The organism is Sphingomonas sp., from assembly GCF_019635455.1.
Classification (GTDB): Bacteria; Pseudomonadota; Alphaproteobacteria; order Sphingomonadales; family Sphingomonadaceae; genus Sphingomonas.
Genome location: NZ_JAHBZJ010000006.1, coordinates 1 through 16944, shown reverse-complemented (window position 1 = coordinate 16944; position 16944 = coordinate 1). Strand labels below are relative to the sequence as shown.

The window sequence follows — 16944 nt, the reverse complement described above, 5'->3', positions numbered from 1 at the left end:
GCCTAACGCCCCGCCGCGAACGCGCGCCCCGCGACCGCGTCGAGCCGCGCCAGCAGGTCGGGATCGCGCGCGGGCGGTGCGGTGATCAACGCTGTGTCGAGGCAGGTATCGGTCGCGCTGGGCGCCCGTTCGGACGGCAGCGCGCGCAGCAGGTTCAGCACCGTCGCGCGCGCATTCGCCGCATTCGCGGAGAGCTGTGCGATCACCTGCGCGACATCGACGCCCGCCTCTTCCTCGCGCCAGCAATCATAGTCGGTGACCATGCCGATCATCGCGAAGGGCAGTTCGGCCTCCCGCGCCAGCTTCGCCTCGGGCATCGCGGTCATGCCGATCACGCAACAGCCCCAGCTGCGATAGAGGTGGCTTTCGGCGCGGGTCGAGAATTGCGGCCCCTCCATCACCAGGCAGGTGCCGCCGCGATGCACGGTCGCGCCCGCCGCTTCCGCCGCGTCCCCGGCAAGCTGTGACAGGCGCGGGCAGACCGGATCGGCCATCGAGACATGGGCGACCATGCCGGTCCCGAAAAAGCTGGATGGACGGCCGCGCGTGCGATCGATGAACTGATCGACGATGGTGAAGGTCCCCGGCGCGCGCGCCTCGCTCAGCCCGCCGACCGACGAGACCGACAGGATGTCGGTGACGCCCAGCCGCTTCAGGCAATCGATATTGGCGCGGGCATTCAGGTCGGACGGGGCGATCCCGTGTCCCCGCCCATGGCGCGGCAGGAACGACACGCGCACATCGCCCAGCCGCCCGGTAAAGATCGCATCCGACGGTTCGCCCCAGGGCGAGGCGACATCGACCCATTCGCCGCCCTCGATCCCATCGACCCCATACAGGCCCGAACCGCCGATGACTCCGATATGCCAGCCGGTCATGCCACTCCCTTCGCCGTTACCCGCGGGCGGGCATAGGCGAAGTAGATGACAAGACCGAACAGGTTCCAGCCGAGGAACCACAGCTGCGTCTTGTTCGGCAGGCTGAAGAAGAGATAGGCGCAGCCGAGAACCGCGATCCCGCCGACCAGCCACCAGAGCGGCGTGCGGAACATGCGCGGCGCATCGGGCGCACGCCGACGCAGCACCATCATGCACACCGCGACGGCGGCGAAGGCCGCCAGCGTGCCGGCATTGGCGAGCGCGGCGATCTCGTCGATCGGCAGCAGCCCGGCGATCACGCTGACGATGATCGCGGTGAAGACGGTGATGCGCACCGGCGACCCGCGCTTCGACACCTTGGCGAGCGAAATCGGCAGCATTCCGTCGCGCGCCATGGTGAAGAAGATGCGGCTCTGTCCGAACAGGAAGCCGAGCAGCACCGTGGGCAGCGCGATGACCGCCGATACGGCGAGGAAGGTCGCGAATTTCGGCTGTCCCAACTCGCGCAGGATCAGCGCGAGCGGCTCCGGACTGTTGGCGAAGCTGGTATAGGATGCCGCGCCGACCGCCGCGACCGCGACGAGCATGTAGATCGCGACACAGGCGATCATCGACCCGACGATGCCGATGGCGAGATCGCGGCCCGGATTCTTCGTCTCCTCCGCCGCGGTGGAGATCGCATCGAACCCGTAAAAGGCGAAGAAGATGATCGCGGCGGCGGCCATCACCCCGCGCTCGACACCGTCCGCCGACACCGTCTTGGCAAAGCCATAGGGCGCGAACGGTTCGAAATTCGCGGCGTCGAAATAGGGAAGCGCGACCGAGACGAAGACCGCGAGCGCCACGATCTTCACGACGACGAGGCCGGCATTGAGCGTCGCGCTTTCCCGCGTACCGAACGACAGCAGCCCCGCGACCACCGCGATGATGCCGATCGCCGGCAGATTCACGATGCCGCCGGCATGCGGCCCCTCCATCACGGACATCGGCACGCCCAGCCACCCCTGTAGCAGCGGCGCGGCATAGCCCGACCAGCCGACCGCCACCGCGCTGACCACCAGCGAATATTCGAGAATCAGCGACCAGCCGACGACCCAGGCGATGATCTCCCCCAGCACCGCATAGCTATAGGTATAGGCGCTGCCCGAGGCCGGCATCATCGTCGCCATTTCGGCATAGGCCAGCGCCGCGCAGGCACAGATCGCGCCGGCGATCACGAACGAGAGGATCACCGCCGGCCCCGCCTTGCCCGCGCCGACGCCGATCAGCGTCAGGATGCCGGTGCCGACGATCGCGCCGACCCCCAGTGCGATCAGATGGGGCCAGCTGAGCGTCGCCGCCAGCCGGTGTTCGGGCGCATGTTCCTCCGCACCCTTCACGATCTTCGTACGAAACAGTCCGTCGGCCATGCGTCCCCCCTTGCGTTAGATCGACGGTGCGCCGCGACCCGGCGCGCGTCAACGGTTCATCCGCCGGACGCCCGGCAACGACAAAGGGATCGCCATGCACCGCCGCCTGTTCCTCACCCTGTTCGGCGCCGGCGCCACCGCGCCCGCGCTCGCCCGCAGCGCCCCGCAAACGCAACCGCGCCCTCCCGCACAGGCGCGCGATGGCGGCAATCCCCAGATCGACTATCGCGGGTTTCAGCAGCTGACCGGCGACGTGCGGGCATTGCGCGCGCAACGGCTGTTGCCGTTCGACCGTTTCGCCCGGGAAGCGAAGGAGGCGGGGACGCTGCTGCTCGACGCACGGTCGGAAACCGCCTTTCGCGAAGGTCATATCGGCGGCGCGGTGAACCTGCCGCTGCCCGATTTCCATGCCGGCTCGCTCGCAAAGACGATTGGCGCGGATAGCGGCCGCCGCATCCTGATCTATTGCAACAACAATTTCCGCAACAATCGCCGCCCGGTGCCGGTCAAGGCACGGTCGCTGGCGCTCAATATCCAGACGTTCATCAACCTGGTCGGCTATGGCTATTCGAACGTCTGGGAGCTGGCGGATGTGGTCGACTTCAACGATCCCGAGGTCGGCTGGGTTCGCGCCTGAACCCCGCCCTACAGTCCGACCGACGTGCTGCCGAGCTTCAACCTCTGGGAGAAGCCGCGAAGCGGATCGCCGCACCGCCCCCCGGCGCCATCCACAGCCTGATCGTCTCCCCGCGCTTCACGCGCTTCTTTTCGATCGCGATCGCGTGACGCGTGCCGGTGCGGTAATCGGCGCCGTCGCCGTCACGATAGATCTGCGCCTCATAGCTGCGGCCGGGGTCGAGAAAGTCGAGCTTCAGTTCGACCGTGCGCGCCGTCTCGTCGGTCACCGCGCCAATATACCAGTCGGCGCCGGCGCGATCCTTGCGCGCGACCGCGACATAGTCGCCCACCTCGCCCGCCAGTACGACCGTATCCGACCAGTCGGTCGGCACGTCCTTGATGAACTGGAACGCGCCGGGATATTTCGCGTAGTTTTCCGGCAGGTCCGCCGCCATCTGGATCGGCGAATACAGGACGACATATTGCGCCAGCTGCTTGGCCGCGGTCGACAGGATCGGCGTGCCACCCTTGCCCTCCAGGCTCAGCACGCCCGGCGTGAAATCGAACGGACCGGCGAGCATCCGGGTGAAGAACAGGTTCGCCTCATGCTCGGGCGGGTTCTTGGGATTGCCCCAGGCGTTATATTCCTGGCCACGCGCACCCTCGCGACTGACCCAGTTGGGATAGGTGCGGCGCAGGCCGGTATCCTTGATCGGTTCGTGCGGGTTGACCGCGATATGGTATTTCGCCGCCGTTTCGACGACCTTCAGGTGATGGCGCGACATGAACTGGCCGTCATGCCATTCCTGCGTCACATGGCCGTCGGGCCAGATGCGATCGATCTGTCCAGCATCGGTGACATAGCCGGTCTTCACCACCTCAATGCCGTGCGCGGCGGCATAGCGATAGGCGGCGTCGAGCTGCCGCTCATAATGACTCGCCGATCCCCCGGTCTCATGATGGCCGATCAGATGCACGCCCTTTGCGGCGGCATAGCGCGACAGCGCCTCCATATCGAATTGCGGCACCGGCTTGGCGAAGTCGAACGCGTCGCCGCCGTCGAACCAGTCACCGTCCCACCCGACATTCCACCCTTCGACCAGCACGCCGCGAAAACCGTTCTTTGCCGCGAAATCGATATAGCGCTTCACGTTCGCGGTGGTCGCGCCCAGCCGGGGACCGGTGCTCCACGTCGCCTTGTCGAGGTGCATTTCCCACCACACGCCGACATATTTGCTCGGCTTGAACCAGCTGACATCGCCCAGCTTGTTGGGTTCGTTGAGGTTGAGTTCGAGCTGGGACATATAAAGATGTGGCGCATCCGGCGCGATCCGCACGGTGCGCCATGGCGTGACGAACGGCGTGTCGCGCACCACCCGCGGCCCCGAAGAGGCCGGGGCCAGCGTCGCGCGGAACCGCGTCCCCTCAACCCGGCGCAGCCACATCGCCGAATAATCGACCAGCGCCGCCTCGTGAAAGGCGAGGTGGGTGCCGTCGGCCAGCTTCATCGTGATCGGGGTATGCGCCTGCGCCACCGCGCTCACCGGCGTGCGATTGTAGAGATATTCGTAGCGGTTCCACTCGCCGGCGGGAATCCACCAGGCGGTGCCGTCGCTCGCCACCGCGAATTCGGTCAGTTCGTCGGCGATGTTCAGCGTCTTGAGATTGGCCTGCTGGGGAAATTCGTAGCGAAAGCCGATGCCGTCGTCGAAGATGCGGAACACGACGTCCATCACCCGGGCGAGCGCCGTCGTTTCCTTCAGCCGGATCCGCAATTCGGTGTGGCGATCGCGCACCGTCTTCCATTCGCCCCAGGGCTGTTCCCAGGTCGAATCGGAGCTGCTGGTCTTTGCGCTTTCGATCCGGAAATGCCGTTCGAGCTTGGGCGCGTCGGCGAGGAGGAAGCCAAGGCGCGAGGGCGCGATCAGCGGCTTGCCGTCGCGCGTGACGGCATAGAGCGGCCGCCCCTCGCCATCGGTCGAGAGGGTGACGCGGATCGTGCCGTCGGGCGACGATGCGCTCGCGTCACGGACATTGTCCTGGGCGGTCGCCGGCGTGGCGAGGGCGGTCACGGCCAGCGCCGCGATGGCGAAAAACATGCGCATCCTATGCTCCCTTGGTTCAGGCGATCTGTGCGAGCAGCAGGCCCGAATAGGCGGGCAGGCCGTCCTGATCGGCACCACCCACGGCGCGCAGCACGCGATAGCGATCGGGCTGGGCCGGCCTCCAGTCGAGCGGCCCGGCACCCAGATTGAAGGCGCAGAGCAGCGATTGCCCGTCCCCGCTCCGGGTAAAGACGAGCAGCGCGTCGGTCGCATGCTCCACATGCATCGCTCCGGCACGCAGCGCCGGATTGGCGGCGCGCAACGCGACCAGATCGCGCGTCAGGTTGAGGAGCGAGCCGGGGTCTCCCGCCTGCCGGTCGATCGCCAGCGCGGCGTGGTCGGCGCCGAGCGGCAGCCACGGATCGCCCGTGCTGAACCCCAGCGCCGGCGCATCGGCCTGCCACGGCATCGGCGTGCGCACGCCATCGCGGCTGAGCGTCAGCGGCCAGTTGGCGATCGCTTCGGGGTCCTGAAGCCGCTCGAACGGGATCTCGACCTGGGTCAGGCCCAGCTCCTCCCCCTGATACAGGATGGCGTTGCCGCGCAGGCTCATCAGCAGCAGCATCTTCATCGCCGCGAAGGCGTCGCGATGCTGCGGATCGATCCAGCGCGAAATGGCGCGCGGCGCATCGTGATTTTCGAATGCCCAGCTCGGCCAGCCGGTCCCCGGCGTGTCGGGCCAGGTCTCCACCGCCTTGCGCACCAGCGCGGGTGTCAGCCGGTCCGCATAGAGAAAGTCGAACCCATATGCGCTGTTGAGCCGGGTGTCGCCGCGCGTGAAGGCGTGCATCTCTGCCTCGGGCGTCGGGCCGCCGACTTCGGCGACGGTGAACCGGCCGCCATAGCCGTCGGTCAGCGCGCGATGCCGTTCCAGGAACCGGACGATATCCGGATGGCTCTGATTGTAGAGATGCTGCTGGAAATCGAACGGCCGGGTACGCGGGCCGCCATCCGTCGCCGGCGGATTGTCGCGCAACAGCGGATCGTGCATCGCGAAGTTGATCGCATCGACGCGGAACCCGTCGACCCCGCGGTCGAGCCAGAATTTGGCCGCCGCCAGCGCCGCGTCCTGCACCTGCGGGTTGTGCAGGTTGAGGTCGGGCTGTTCGGTCAGGAAATTGTGCAGATAATATTGGCCCCGCCGCGCGTCCCAGGTCCAGGCCGGACCGCCGAACACCGATTGCCAGTTGCTGGGCGGCGACCCGTCCGCCTTTGCATCGGCCCATACATACCAGTCGGCGCGCGGATTGGTCCGATCCGACCGGCTCTCGCGGAACCAGGGATGCTGATCGGAGGTATGCGAATAGACCTGATCGATGATGACGCGCAGGCCAAGCGCATGCGCGCGCGCGATCAGGGCATCGAAGTCGGCGAGCGTGCCGAAGATCGGATCGACGTCGCAATAGTCCGAAATATCATAGCCGAAATCGCGCATCGGCGAGGTGAAGAAGGGCGAGAGCCAGATCGCATCGGCGCCAAGCGCGGCGACATGATCGAGATGCGCCGTGATCCCCGGCAGGTCGCCGATCCCGTCGCCATTCGAATCCGCAAAGCTGCGCGGATAGATCTGATAGATCACCGCGCCGCGCCACCAGTCGTGCTGGGCGAGGGGGGCGGCGCGCGAAGCGGCTTCGCTCATTTCGCACCTCCATTCGCCACGCAGGCGACATAGCCGAAGGGCGGCAGCGTGACGGTAACGCTGCCCGGTGCGGCCGGTGTCGGCGCACAGCGGCCGACCAGCGCGGTAAAGCCGGTGACGGCCGCCCCCACCTCGACCTGGCGGGTAATCGGCTTGCCACTGGTATTGAACGCGATCATCACTTCGCGCCCGCTGTCGGGATCGAAGCGCGAGACCGCGAACAGGCCCGGCGTCTCCTCATAATTGCGTGTCACCTGGCGCCCGCGCGACAGCGCCGGGGTCGCGCGGCGCACCGCCGCCAGCTTCGCGATTTCGGCGTAGAGCGGATGGGTGGGATCGAAGTTCGACACCGCCGTGGTCTTCGCGGTGCCGAGCAGGCGATTGTCGTTATAGACCGCGACCCGGCTCGCGAACATGTCCTCGCGCGCATCCTGGTCGTTGCCGTCGCCGACAAATCCCTGTTCGTCGCCGGCATAGACGGTCGGCACGCCGCGCAGCAGGAACAGCATCGCATGCGCCAGCTTCACGCGTGCCAGCACCTCGGCATCATCCGCCTGCGGCAGCCCCTTGCGCACATCGGTCGAAAAACGGCCATGATCGTGGTTGGAGATAAAGGTCGGCAGGCGCAACGCCGCTGCCGCGCCGCCTTCATAAAGCGGATCGCGGTCGAACAGGTCGGCAAGGATGTCGGTCCCCCTGTCGCCGGCCACCGTCGCCTGCACCGCCGCGCGAAACCCGAAATCGAGCACGCTGGGCAGTTTGTGGACGCGGGTATGCACCGCCAGGTCGCCCACATCCCCTTCATTGGCGACCTCGCCAAAGATATGGAAATTGGGGATGCCCTTTGCCGCCGCGCGGGCCAGCATCGCCGTGGTGAACCCTTGCCAGAATTCCGGGTTCACATGCCGGGCGGTATCGATGCGGAAGCCGTCGATCCCGAACCGGTCGATCCAGGCGCCGTAAATGTCGATAAATCCGGCGAGGACGCGCGGATTTTCGGTCATCAGATCGTCCAGCCCGACAAAATCGCCCATCGTCGAGCTCTCGTTCTTGAACGTCGTGTTGCCGCGATTGTGATACCAGATCGGGTCGTTGAGCCACGCCGGCACCTTCACGGTGCGCTCCGCCGGTGGCACATAGGGGGTATAGGCGTAGGTCGGATCGGTCAGCTTCGCGAAATTCTCCGCGGTCTGGACATTGTCGCCCAGGAATCCGGGATTGATCGCCGCGCCCTTGATGCCCCCGCGACGCTGATAGGGATAGTCGGCCCGGCTGCGATATGCGCACGCGCTCGTCGGGCATTCGCGATACTGGATCACGTCGGCGGTGTGATTGGTGATGATGTCGAGATAGACCTTGATGCCGCGCGCATGCGCCGCATCGACGAACGCCTTCATCTCCGCGTTCGACCCGAAATGCGGATCGACGCGGGTGAAATCGGTGATCCAATATCCGTGATATCCCGCCGATTCCTCGCCCGGACCGCCCTGGACCGGCTTGTTCTTGTAGATCGGACCCAGCCAGATCGCGGTGGCGCCCAGCCCCTGGATATAGTCGAGCCTGCGGATCAGGCCGGCCAGATCGCCGCCATGGAAAAACCCTTTTCGCGTCGGATCGAACCCGGTCTGCAACGGTCCGCCGGCCAGCCCGCCGCGATCGTTCGACGGATCGCCGTTTTCGAACCGGTCGGGCAACAGGAAATAGAGGACTTCAGCCTCCGCCGGGCGCGCGCGAAGTTCCGCGGGTTCGGCCTGTTGTGCGGCGGCGGGCAGCGCACAGGCCGCCAGCAGGGCGGTCGTCAGGGCGGCGGATACTCTCATCATACGGGCTCCTGCTGCGGGGGCATGGGGGCGAAGCGGGCGATATAGGCGGCATGTTCGGGCAGCCGCCCGGCATCCTTGAGGTACGCGCCCTCGATCGTGTCGAGGAACGTGCGCAGGCTTTCCGGAGAGGCCTGATCGGCGATCGGGTGCCAGTGCCGGGGGATCACCCCCTGGCCGATCATCACCTGCACCCATCCGGGAACGTCGAACAGCTCGTCGCCGCGGCGAAAGATGCGCCCCTCCGCGCGAAACAGGTCGAGACGTTCGGTCAGGCTGTCGGGGATCGGCATGGCACGGACCTGATCCCAGAGCGGCTCGCCGATCCGGCCATTGGCGTGATAATGGAGGATGATGAAATCGCGGATCGACGCCATTTCGGCATCGAACTGGCGGTTATATTCGTCGCGCGTCGCCGCGCTGACCGGGCCGGCAGGCAGCAGGTCGAGCAGCCGGTTCACTCCGGTCTGGATGAGATGGATGCTTGTCGATTCGAGCGGCTCCAGAAAGCCGGACGACAGGCCGATCGCGACGACATTGCCGACAAACGCCCGCCGCCGCTTCCCGGTGCTGAACCGCAACGTCCGGGGTTCGGCGGTCGGCGCCCCGTCGAGATTGGCGAGCAGCGTCGCCGTCGCCTCGTCCTCGCTCAGATGTGCCGACGAAAAGACATGGCCGTTGCCGATCCGGTGCTGCAACGGTATCCGCCACTGCCAGCCGCCCCTGCGCGCGATCGAGCGGGTATAGGGGACCAGCGGCGCGACGCTTTCGCACGGCACCGCGACCGCGCGGTCGCAGGGCAGCCAGTGGCTCCAGTCCTCGAACCCGGCCTGCATCTCGCGTTCGATGAGCAGCCCGCCAAATCCCGAACAGTCGATGAACAGATCGCCCGCGACCCGCGTTCCGCCGTCCAGTACGACCGCCGCGATGTCGCCGGTCGCGCTGCGTTCGGCATGATCGATCCGCCCCTCGACCCGGATGACGCCGCGCGCCTCCGCAAAGCCGCGCAGGAATTTCGCGTACAGCCCGGCATCGAAATGAAAGGCATAGGGGACCGGGGGAAGCGGGCTGTCATCCGCACGATCGATATGCGCAAACCGATTGGCACCGCACGCCACCGTGTTGAAGACATAGTGGCCGAGCGGCTTGGCCAGGCCATCCGCGCGCGCGCGAAGCCAGTAATGGTGAAAGGGCAGCAGGCCCAGCCCGCGCCCCACCACGCCGAACGCGTGCATATAGGCCTCGTCAGGGGCGCCCCACCCCTCGAACGCGATGCCGAGCTTGTAGGTGCCGCCGGTCGCGGCCAGGAACGCGGCCTCGTCGATACCGAGCGCGTTGTTGAAATTGCGGATCGCGGGGATCGTCGCCTCGCCGACGCCGACCGTCCCGATCGCATCCGATTCGACCAGCGTGACGGTGCGCGCCGGATGGCAGAAGCGCGCGAGTGCCGCCGCCGTCATCCAGCCCGCGGTGCCGCCGCCGACGACGATGATGCGGTTGCTTGGCGTCATGATCCTGTCCCGCTGCTCGAGCCGTCGGGGGCGGCTCCCGCTGCGACGATAGCGCAGCGGGAGCCACGAGGAGCATCAGAACTTGTAGGTCGCGCCCAGGTAGAAGCGGCGCCCGAAGGTCTGATAGTTCAGCACCGTCACCGGGTTGTTCTTGTCATAGGACACGAACGGCTCGTTGGTGAGGTTCTGCCCCTGGACGAACACCGACAGCCCTTCGAGCGCGCTACCCGGCTGGAAATCATAACCGATCTGCGCGTCGAACAGCGTTTCGCCACGCACCCGACGACGATCCGGATTGCCGTCGAAAGTGGTGAAATCGCCGCGATAGGTCGAGCGGTAGCGGATCGAGCCGCGCACGTTCAGGCCCCATTTCTCGAAATAGGCGGTGCCGTTCGCCACCCAGCGCGAATAGCCGGGAATATCCTCCGGATCCGCACCCGGGCTGGGCGCGACTTCGGGGATCGTGTAGCTGACGCCGCCGGTGATCCCGAACCCGTCGAGCGCGGAGACGAAGGTTTCGAACGGCAGCGTGCCGGCGACTTCGACGCCATAGATCGTGCCGCCCTTGCCGTTGATCGGGAAGGTGATCACGCCCTGAAGGTTGGTGACCGGCCCGCCGCCGGGAACGCCCGGATTAGGGAAGCCGCTCCAGTCATAGGGCGCCTGTGCCTGATAGACGAAGGAATCCAGCGCCTTGTAAAAGAACTGGGCGGCGACATAGCCCTTGTTGCCCCAGTATTTTTCGAGGCTCAGGTCGAACGCCAGCGCACGATAGGGGCGCAGGCGCGGGTTGCCGCTGCTTCCCGAAATGATGCCGAGATTGGTGTCGTAGCCATAGCTGAACTTCGCCGCCATATCGTCCATGCGCGGGCGCATGATCTCCCGCGCGGCGGCGAGCCGCACGACGAAGCCCGAATCCCAGCGGAACGAGACGTTGGCGCTGGGCAGCACGTCCCAGAATTTCGCACCGTCCGAATAGGGCTGAATGCCGTTCGCCGCGGTGACGATGAAGCCGTCCGAGGTCTGGTCGGTATGCTCCGCACGGACGCCGATATTGCCCGAGATGGTGCCGCCGCCGAACGTCCCCTGAAGGTCGGCCATCGCATAGACGGACGCGACATCCTCGCTCAGCTGGAACGCCTTGGCGCGAACGCCCTCACTGGTGTTCGCCACGCGGTCGAAGAACCCGCCCGCCAGCATGCCGCGCATGTCGTAGCTGAGCACCTTGCCCAGGCCGACCCAGCTGGTGATCGGCGAGAGCAGATATTGCTGGGGAACCGCCGCCTGCAACGCCGTGCCGGCGATGCGCAGATAATATTCGTCGGGGGTCAGCGACTTGTCGCGGCTGACATAGCTGCCGCCGAAGTGCAGCGCGCTGACCGGCGCGCCTTCGAACTCGCGGCTGACCTCGCCCGAGAATTGCAGGATTTCGTCATCGACGGTGCGGTTGTTGAGATAGCCGTGCTGACGCCCACCGGGCGCACCACCGCCCCAGCCATTGGGATCGGTGATGAAGATCTGGCCGGTATTGGAATAATCGATCTGGTGGCTGGTGACGAAGATGCCGTCCGGACCCTGGGTAAAGGCGATCGTGTCGTTCGCGCCCGCCGCGCCCGGGCCGGTGCCGGCATTGGTCTGAATCTCGGTTTCGACGCGGTCGGTGCGCGACCAGCCGATATCGACCATCGCGCCCCAGCCGCTGTCGCCCTTCCACGCCAGATTGCCGCCGACCGAATAAAGGTCGGCATTCTTGTCATACGCCTTGTTGTTCACGACCGAGGGGACGTTGGCGAAGGTGCCGGCGGTGACGACGCCGTTCTGCACCGTCGCGTTGGACAGCGCCGCGCCGCCCCAGGCGAGCGGAATCTCGACGCCGCGCTTGGTCTGGCTGTCCTTGAAGTTCGAATAGAAGCCGTCGATCGTCAGCGTCAGGTTCGGCGTGAACTCATATTGCAGCGTACCGGTCAGGCCCAGCCGCTTGAGATCGGTGGAGATGTTGTTGCTCTCCAGACCACCGATCACATAGGGGTCGGCGGCGGTGCCGCTGCCCGGATAGCCCCAGGAGCGCTCGTCCTTTTCCTGATACGGCTCGTTGAGATAGGCCGCCGAGATCGCGATCCCGAGCCGGTCGTCCATGAACTTGCCGATATAGGTCGCGTTCAGGCGATAGCCGAAGTCGTGCGAGCCGGGGTTCAGCTTGCCATTATCGACATAGATGCCCTTCGCGCCGACCGCGAACACGTTCTTCGACACGCTGAGCGGGCGGATCGTGCGGATATCGACCGACCCGGCGAGGCCCTGGCCGACCAGCGACGCCTTGGGCGACTTGTAGATATCGACGCCATTGACGACTTCGGCCGGGAACTGGTCGAATTCGACCGCGCGCGCGTCGTTGGTCGAGGTCTGGAGCCGGCCGTTGAGCGTGGTGGTCGCGAAATCGGGACCGAAGCCACGGACCGAGATCACCGAATCGCGTCCCGCGACCCGCTGCGACGACAGGCCCGGCAGGCGCGCGATCGATTCGGCGATCGATGCGTCCGGCAGCTTGCCGATATCCTCGGCGGAGACGGACTCGACGATCTGGTCGGCGCGCTTCTTGGTGCTGACCGCGCTTTCCAGCGCGGCGCGGAATCCGGTGACGACGATGCCGTTGTCCTGCGCCGCCATGCCGTCATCGGCAGGGGCCGGCGCGTCCTGCGCCATTGCCGGCGCGGCAAGGACCAGACACGCGGCGATCGCGCTGCCGCTGGTCGCGAAATGGAAAATGGCGGCACGGCCGCCACGGGTCAATCGACGCATAAATCCTCCCCAGTCCCGGCTGGATGATCGCCGGATATGTGCGCCGGACGCGGCGCCTTGCCGCCCTAATCCCCGCAACCGCGCCGGATCGCCAGCGACCCGAATACGTATTCATTGGCGCACGCCCAAAGCGTGGCCCGTGCGCAACATTGACGCGGAAGGCGAAGTGGAGTGAAGTCCGGGATGGTCCAGCGGGGGAAACATTCGCGGACGGGAGGACGAACGCCGGGCCATGCAGCGCAAGCCGACTTCATTCGATATCGCCCATCTGGCCGGCGTGTCCCAGCCGACCGTATCGCGCGCGCTGCGCGGCGGCCCGGGCGTGAACGAAGCCACGCGCAAACGGATCGAGGCGATCGCCCAGCGGCTGAATTACCGGGTCGACAAGGCGGCGTCGAACCTGCGCAGCCGCCATGCCGAAACGCTCGCCGTGCTGATCTTTCAGGACGAGACGACGGACGACAGCGCGATCAACCCCTTCTTCCTGTCGATGCTGGGGTCGATCATGCGCGCCTGTGCCGATCACGGGCAGGACATGCTGGTATCGTTCCAGCAGCTGGGCAGCGACTGGCATCAGGAATATGAGGATTCGCGCCGTGCGGACGGGCTGATCCTGCTCGGCTATGGCGATTATGAGCTGTATCGGGGGAAGCTGGCCGAACTGATCGCGCAGGGGACGCATTTCGTGCGCTGGGGGTCGGTCCAGTCGGAGCGGATCGGCCTGACGGTGGGATGCGACAATCATGGTGGCGGGCGCGAGGCGACCCGGCACCTGATCGGCCTCGGCCGGCGCAACATTGCCTTTCTCGGCACCGCATCGAGCCACTATCCCGAATTTCACGACCGCTATCGCGGCCATGTCGCCGCCCTGAAGGAAGCGGGGATCATTCCGCGCGCGCGGCTGCTGTTCGACGCGATCACATCGGAAGAAGCCGGCGCCGCCGCTGCCAAAGCGTTGATCGCGAGCGGCGAAACCTTCGACGCGATCCTGGCGGCGAGCGACCTGATCGCGATCGGCGCGATGCGCGCGCTCAGCGCGAGCGGGCGCCGCGTACCCGAGGATGTCGCGGTGGTCGGCTTCGACGATATCGCCCCGGCGAGCTTCACCAACCCACCGCTCACCACGGTCATGCAGGATACGCGCGCGGCCGGCCGCACGCTTGTCGAAACGCTGCTCGGCCGCATCCGCGAAGAGCGGGTCCATGACATCCTGTTGCCCGCGCGCCTGATCGTGCGTCGATCGTGCGGCGCGCCCGCCTGAACCCGAACCGAGGAACTTACATGGAAAAACCGCGCCAGGGCCTTGCCGGCCTGTGGAACATCTCGTTCGGATTCTTCGGCATCCAGATCGGCTTTGCCCTGCAAAACGCCAATATGAGTCGCATCTTCCAGTCGCTGGGGACCGAGATCGACAATCTGCCCGCGCTGTGGATCGCCGCGCCGCTGACCGGCCTTTTGATCCAGCCGGTGATCGGCCATATGAGCGACCGCACGTGGCTGGGCCGGCTGGGGCGACGACGGCCCTATTTCCTGGCCGGGGCGATTCTGGCCGCACTTGCGCTGTTCGCGATGCCGCTGGCGCATGTCCTGCTCTTTGCCGCGATAATGCTCTGGCTGCTCGACGCGTCGCTCAACATTTCGATGGAGCCGTTCCGCGCCTTTGTCGGCGACATGCTGCGCAAGGACCAGCACAGCGCCGGCTATGCGGTGCAAACCGCGTTCATCGGCGCGGGCGCGGTGGTCGGATCGATCTTTCCATGGGCGCTCGAACATCTGGGCGTGTCGAACGCGGCACCGGTCGGGACCATTCCGGATACGGTCCGCTATGCCTTCTGGTTCGGCGGCGGCGCGCTGTTCCTCGCCGTGTTGTGGACGGTGGTATCGACCCGCGAATATGCGCCGGACGAAATGGCGGCGTTCGACGGGCGCGAGGCCGATGACGGCGGCGCGGCGATGCGGGCGCTGGCGACACGCGGACCGGTCGGCGGGCTTGCCTGGATCGGCGGGGGCCTGGCGGTCACCCTTCTTGTCCTGTGGCTGGACCTTGAGAAGGAGATGTATCTGCTCGGCGGCCTGCTGGCGGCCTATGGCATTGCCAGCCTGACCGCCCGTGGGCTGGCGCGGAGCGGGCGGACGGCCAACATGCTGAGCCACATCGTCGGCGATTTTTCCGGCATGCCGACGCTGATGAAGCGGCTCGCCGTCGCCCAGTTCTTCAGCTGGTCGGCGCTGTTCATCATGTGGATCAACACGACCCCGGTGGTCGCCCAATATTTTTACGGCGCGGCGGACGCGAGCGATCCGCGCTTTCAGGAGGGGGCGAACTGGGTCGGGGTGCTGTTCACCGTCTATAACGGGGTCGCCGCCGTCGCCGCGTTGACGCTGCTCCCGCTCCTCTCCGCGCGCATCGGCAAGGCGCGCACGCATATCGTCGGCCTGCTGTGCGGTGCGGCGGGCTATGGCAGCTTCTTCGTCATCCATGATCCACACTGGCTGATCGTCAGCGAGATCGGCGTCGGAATCGCCTGGGCGTCGATCCTGGCCATGCCCTATGCCATCCTCGCCTCCAGCCTGCCCCAGGCGAAGCTGGGCGTTTACATGGGGCTGTTCAACGTCTTCATCGTCGTGCCGCAACTGCTCGTCGCGACGGTGATGGGATCGATCATGAAGCACTTCTTCCCGCAGGAGCCGATCTGGACCATGGCCTTTGCCGCGGCCACATTGGTTGCCGCCGCGATCGCGATGTTGTGGGTGAAGGACGCGCGTTAAAGCGCGGCGAAATCGATTGGTGCGTGCCGGTCGAGCAGGCGCGAGCGATCCTCCATCGGATATTTGAGGCCGGTGGCGCAATTGAACAGAAGCGCGCGTTCGTCGGGCGAAACCAGGCCCTCGGCGATCGCGCGCCGCCACGCCGCGAGCGTCGCACCGCCTTCCGGACAGAGCAGCATGCCGTCGAGCCGCGCGGCATCCTCGACCGCTTCGAGGATCGCGGCATCGCCAACCGCCATCGCGAAACCGCCGCTTTCGCGGACCGCGTCGAGGATGAGGAAATCGCCCACCGCCTGTGGCACGCGGATCCCTGCGGCGACGGTGTGCGCATCCTCCCAGCGGGTCGCGTGGCGCGCGCCCTCTTCCCAGGCGCGCACGATCGGGGCGCACCCCTCGGCCTGCACCGCCACCATGCGCGGGCGCTTCGCACCGATCCAGCCGAGCGCCTCCATCTCGGAAAATGCCTTCCACATGCCGATCAGGCCGGTGCCGCCGCCGGTGGGATAAAAGATGATGTCGGGCAATTGCCAGCCAAGCTGTTCGGCGAGTTCGAGGCCCATCGTCTTCTTGCCCTCGATCCGATAGGGTTCCTTGAGCGTCGAGAGGTCGAACCATCCGTTCGCCTCCTTCCCCGCCGCGACCAGCTTGCCGCAATCGTCGATCAGCCCGTTGACGCGATAGACACGCGCGCCGAGCGCCGCGATCTCACGCACGTTGATTTCCGGCGTGTCGTCGGGACAGAAGATCACCGCCTCAATCCCCGCCCGGGCGGCATAAGCGGCGGCCGCCGCGCCGGCATTGCCGTTGGTCGGCATCGCGATCGTCGTGACGCCAAGCTCCTTCGCCATCGACAGTGCCATGACCAGGCCACGCGCCTTGAACGAACCGGTGGGCAGGCGCCCCTCATCCTTGACCCACAGGTCCGCCGCGCCGGCACCCCGACCGACGCGGGGAAGCGGGACGATCGGCGTCGCATCTTCACCCAGGCTGACGATGTTCGCCGCGTTCCGCACGGGCAGCAATTCGCGGTAGCGCCACAGATCTGCCGGCCGCGCGGCCAGTTCCGCGGGCGACAGCGCCGCGCCCACGCCCGCAAGGTCGTAGCGGACGAGAAGCGGGCGACCCGCCTGCGAAAGCCCGTGGAGCCGGTCGGCGTCATAGCACGCGCCCGTCATCGCGCATTCGAGATGGGTGACGAAGGTCCGGCGGGGGGCGGTGAGGTTATCGTCGTGGCGCATGCCGATCGCGTTAGCCCGCCCGCGTCCCGCGATCCAGCGCGCCGGAAACGCAAAAAGCCGCCCGAAGGCGGCTTTGTCGAGTGATTGGTTGCGGGGGTTGGATTTGAACCAACGACCTTCAGGTTATGAGCCTGACGAGCTACCGGGCTGCTCCACCC

The 16944-nt window shown here is 66.4% G+C and carries 11 protein-coding genes; 3 read left to right on the top strand and 8 right to left on the bottom strand.

Annotation, left to right across the window (positions count from 1 at the left end; translation table 11 throughout):
- Positions 1-2: 2 nt before the first annotated feature.
- Entirely contained in the window at positions 3-878 is an 876-nt protein-coding gene (locus KF783_RS08960) for an S-methyl-5'-thioadenosine phosphorylase (RefSeq protein ID WP_294078379.1), read from the bottom strand.
- The gene (locus tag KF783_RS08955; RefSeq protein WP_294078377.1) at positions 875-2287 is read right to left on the bottom strand and encodes an amino acid permease; all 1413 of its coding nucleotides are present in this window, start codon (positions 2285-2287) and stop codon (positions 875-877) included. The genes KF783_RS08960 and KF783_RS08955 overlap by 4 nt, the downstream gene beginning before the upstream one ends.
- 94 nt (positions 2288-2381) lie before the next feature.
- Between KF783_RS08955 and KF783_RS08950 the strand changes: the two genes are divergently transcribed.
- Complete coding sequence (locus tag KF783_RS08950) at positions 2382-2924, top strand: rhodanese-like domain-containing protein (protein WP_294078376.1); 543 nt, start codon at positions 2382-2384, stop codon at positions 2922-2924.
- A gap of 37 nt (positions 2925-2961) precedes the next feature.
- Here KF783_RS08950 and KF783_RS08945 read toward each other — a convergent pair whose 3' ends face one another.
- The 5 genes from KF783_RS08945 to KF783_RS08925 form a co-directional block, all read right to left on the bottom strand.
- The gene (locus KF783_RS08945) at positions 2962-5010 is read right to left on the bottom strand and encodes a glycoside hydrolase family 97 protein (RefSeq protein ID WP_294078375.1); all 2049 of its coding nucleotides are present in this window, start codon (positions 5008-5010) and stop codon (positions 2962-2964) included.
- Between the two features lie 16 nt (positions 5011-5026).
- On the bottom strand, positions 5027-6649 hold the full coding sequence (locus KF783_RS08940; RefSeq protein ID WP_294078373.1) for an alpha-glucosidase: 1623 nt from the start codon (positions 6647-6649) through the stop codon (positions 5027-5029).
- The gene (locus tag KF783_RS08935) at positions 6646-8469 is read right to left on the bottom strand and encodes an alpha-amylase family glycosyl hydrolase (protein WP_294078663.1); all 1824 of its coding nucleotides are present in this window, start codon (positions 8467-8469) and stop codon (positions 6646-6648) included. Before KF783_RS08935 ends, KF783_RS08940 begins: the two co-directional genes overlap by 4 nt.
- A complete protein-coding gene (locus tag KF783_RS08930) occupies positions 8469-9980 on the bottom strand; it encodes a tryptophan halogenase family protein (protein WP_294078371.1) in 1512 nt (503 codons plus the stop codon). The genes KF783_RS08935 and KF783_RS08930 overlap by 1 nt, the downstream gene beginning before the upstream one ends.
- Before the next feature lie 75 nt (positions 9981-10055).
- Positions 10056-12779, bottom strand: a complete 2724-nt coding sequence (locus KF783_RS08925; RefSeq protein ID WP_294078369.1) for a TonB-dependent receptor — start codon at positions 12777-12779, stop codon at positions 10056-10058.
- A 232-nt stretch (positions 12780-13011) separates the two neighbouring features.
- Between KF783_RS08925 and KF783_RS08920 the strand changes: the two genes are divergently transcribed.
- Both KF783_RS08920 and KF783_RS08915 read left to right on the top strand, forming a co-directional pair.
- Positions 13012-14040: a LacI family DNA-binding transcriptional regulator gene (locus tag KF783_RS08920; RefSeq protein ID WP_294078367.1), complete on the top strand. Its 1029-nt coding sequence runs from the start codon at positions 13012-13014 to the stop codon at positions 14038-14040.
- A gap of 20 nt (positions 14041-14060) precedes the next feature.
- Positions 14061-15548: an MFS transporter gene (locus tag KF783_RS08915; RefSeq protein WP_294078365.1), complete on the top strand. Its 1488-nt coding sequence runs from the start codon at positions 14061-14063 to the stop codon at positions 15546-15548.
- Here KF783_RS08915 and KF783_RS08910 read toward each other — a convergent pair.
- On the bottom strand, positions 15545-16786 hold the full coding sequence (locus KF783_RS08910) for a threonine synthase (RefSeq protein WP_294078363.1): 1242 nt from the start codon (positions 16784-16786) through the stop codon (positions 15545-15547). The two genes, KF783_RS08915 and KF783_RS08910, sit on opposite strands and share 4 nt — an antisense overlap.
- Positions 16787-16944: the final 158 nt, after the last annotated feature.

Coding starts and splice junctions, on each gene's coding strand:
- KF783_RS08915 (WP_294078365.1), top strand. CDS start 14,061: ATGGAAAAACCGCGCCAGGGCCTTGCCGGCCTGTGGAACATCTCGTTC.
- KF783_RS08930 (WP_294078371.1), bottom strand. CDS start 9,980: ATGACGCCAAGCAACCGCATCATCGTCGTCGGCGGCGGCACCGCGGGC.
- KF783_RS08940 (WP_294078373.1), bottom strand. CDS start 6,649: ATGAGCGAAGCCGCTTCGCGCGCCGCCCCCCTCGCCCAGCACGACTGG.
- KF783_RS08925 (WP_294078369.1), bottom strand. CDS start 12,779: ATGCGTCGATTGACCCGTGGCGGCCGTGCCGCCATTTTCCATTTCGCG.
- KF783_RS08920 (WP_294078367.1), top strand. CDS start 13,012: ATGCAGCGCAAGCCGACTTCATTCGATATCGCCCATCTGGCCGGCGTG.
- KF783_RS08950 (WP_294078376.1), top strand. CDS start 2,382: ATGCACCGCCGCCTGTTCCTCACCCTGTTCGGCGCCGGCGCCACCGCG.
- KF783_RS08935 (WP_294078663.1), bottom strand. CDS start 8,469: ATGAGAGTATCCGCCGCCCTGACGACCGCCCTGCTGGCGGCCTGTGCG.
- KF783_RS08945 (WP_294078375.1), bottom strand. CDS start 5,010: ATGCGCATGTTTTTCGCCATCGCGGCGCTGGCCGTGACCGCCCTCGCC.
- KF783_RS08960 (WP_294078379.1), bottom strand. CDS start 878: ATGACCGGCTGGCATATCGGAGTCATCGGCGGTTCGGGCCTGTATGGG.
- KF783_RS08955 (WP_294078377.1), bottom strand. CDS start 2,287: ATGGCCGACGGACTGTTTCGTACGAAGATCGTGAAGGGTGCGGAGGAA.
- KF783_RS08910 (WP_294078363.1), bottom strand. CDS start 16,786: ATGCGCCACGACGATAACCTCACCGCCCCCCGCCGGACCTTCGTCACC.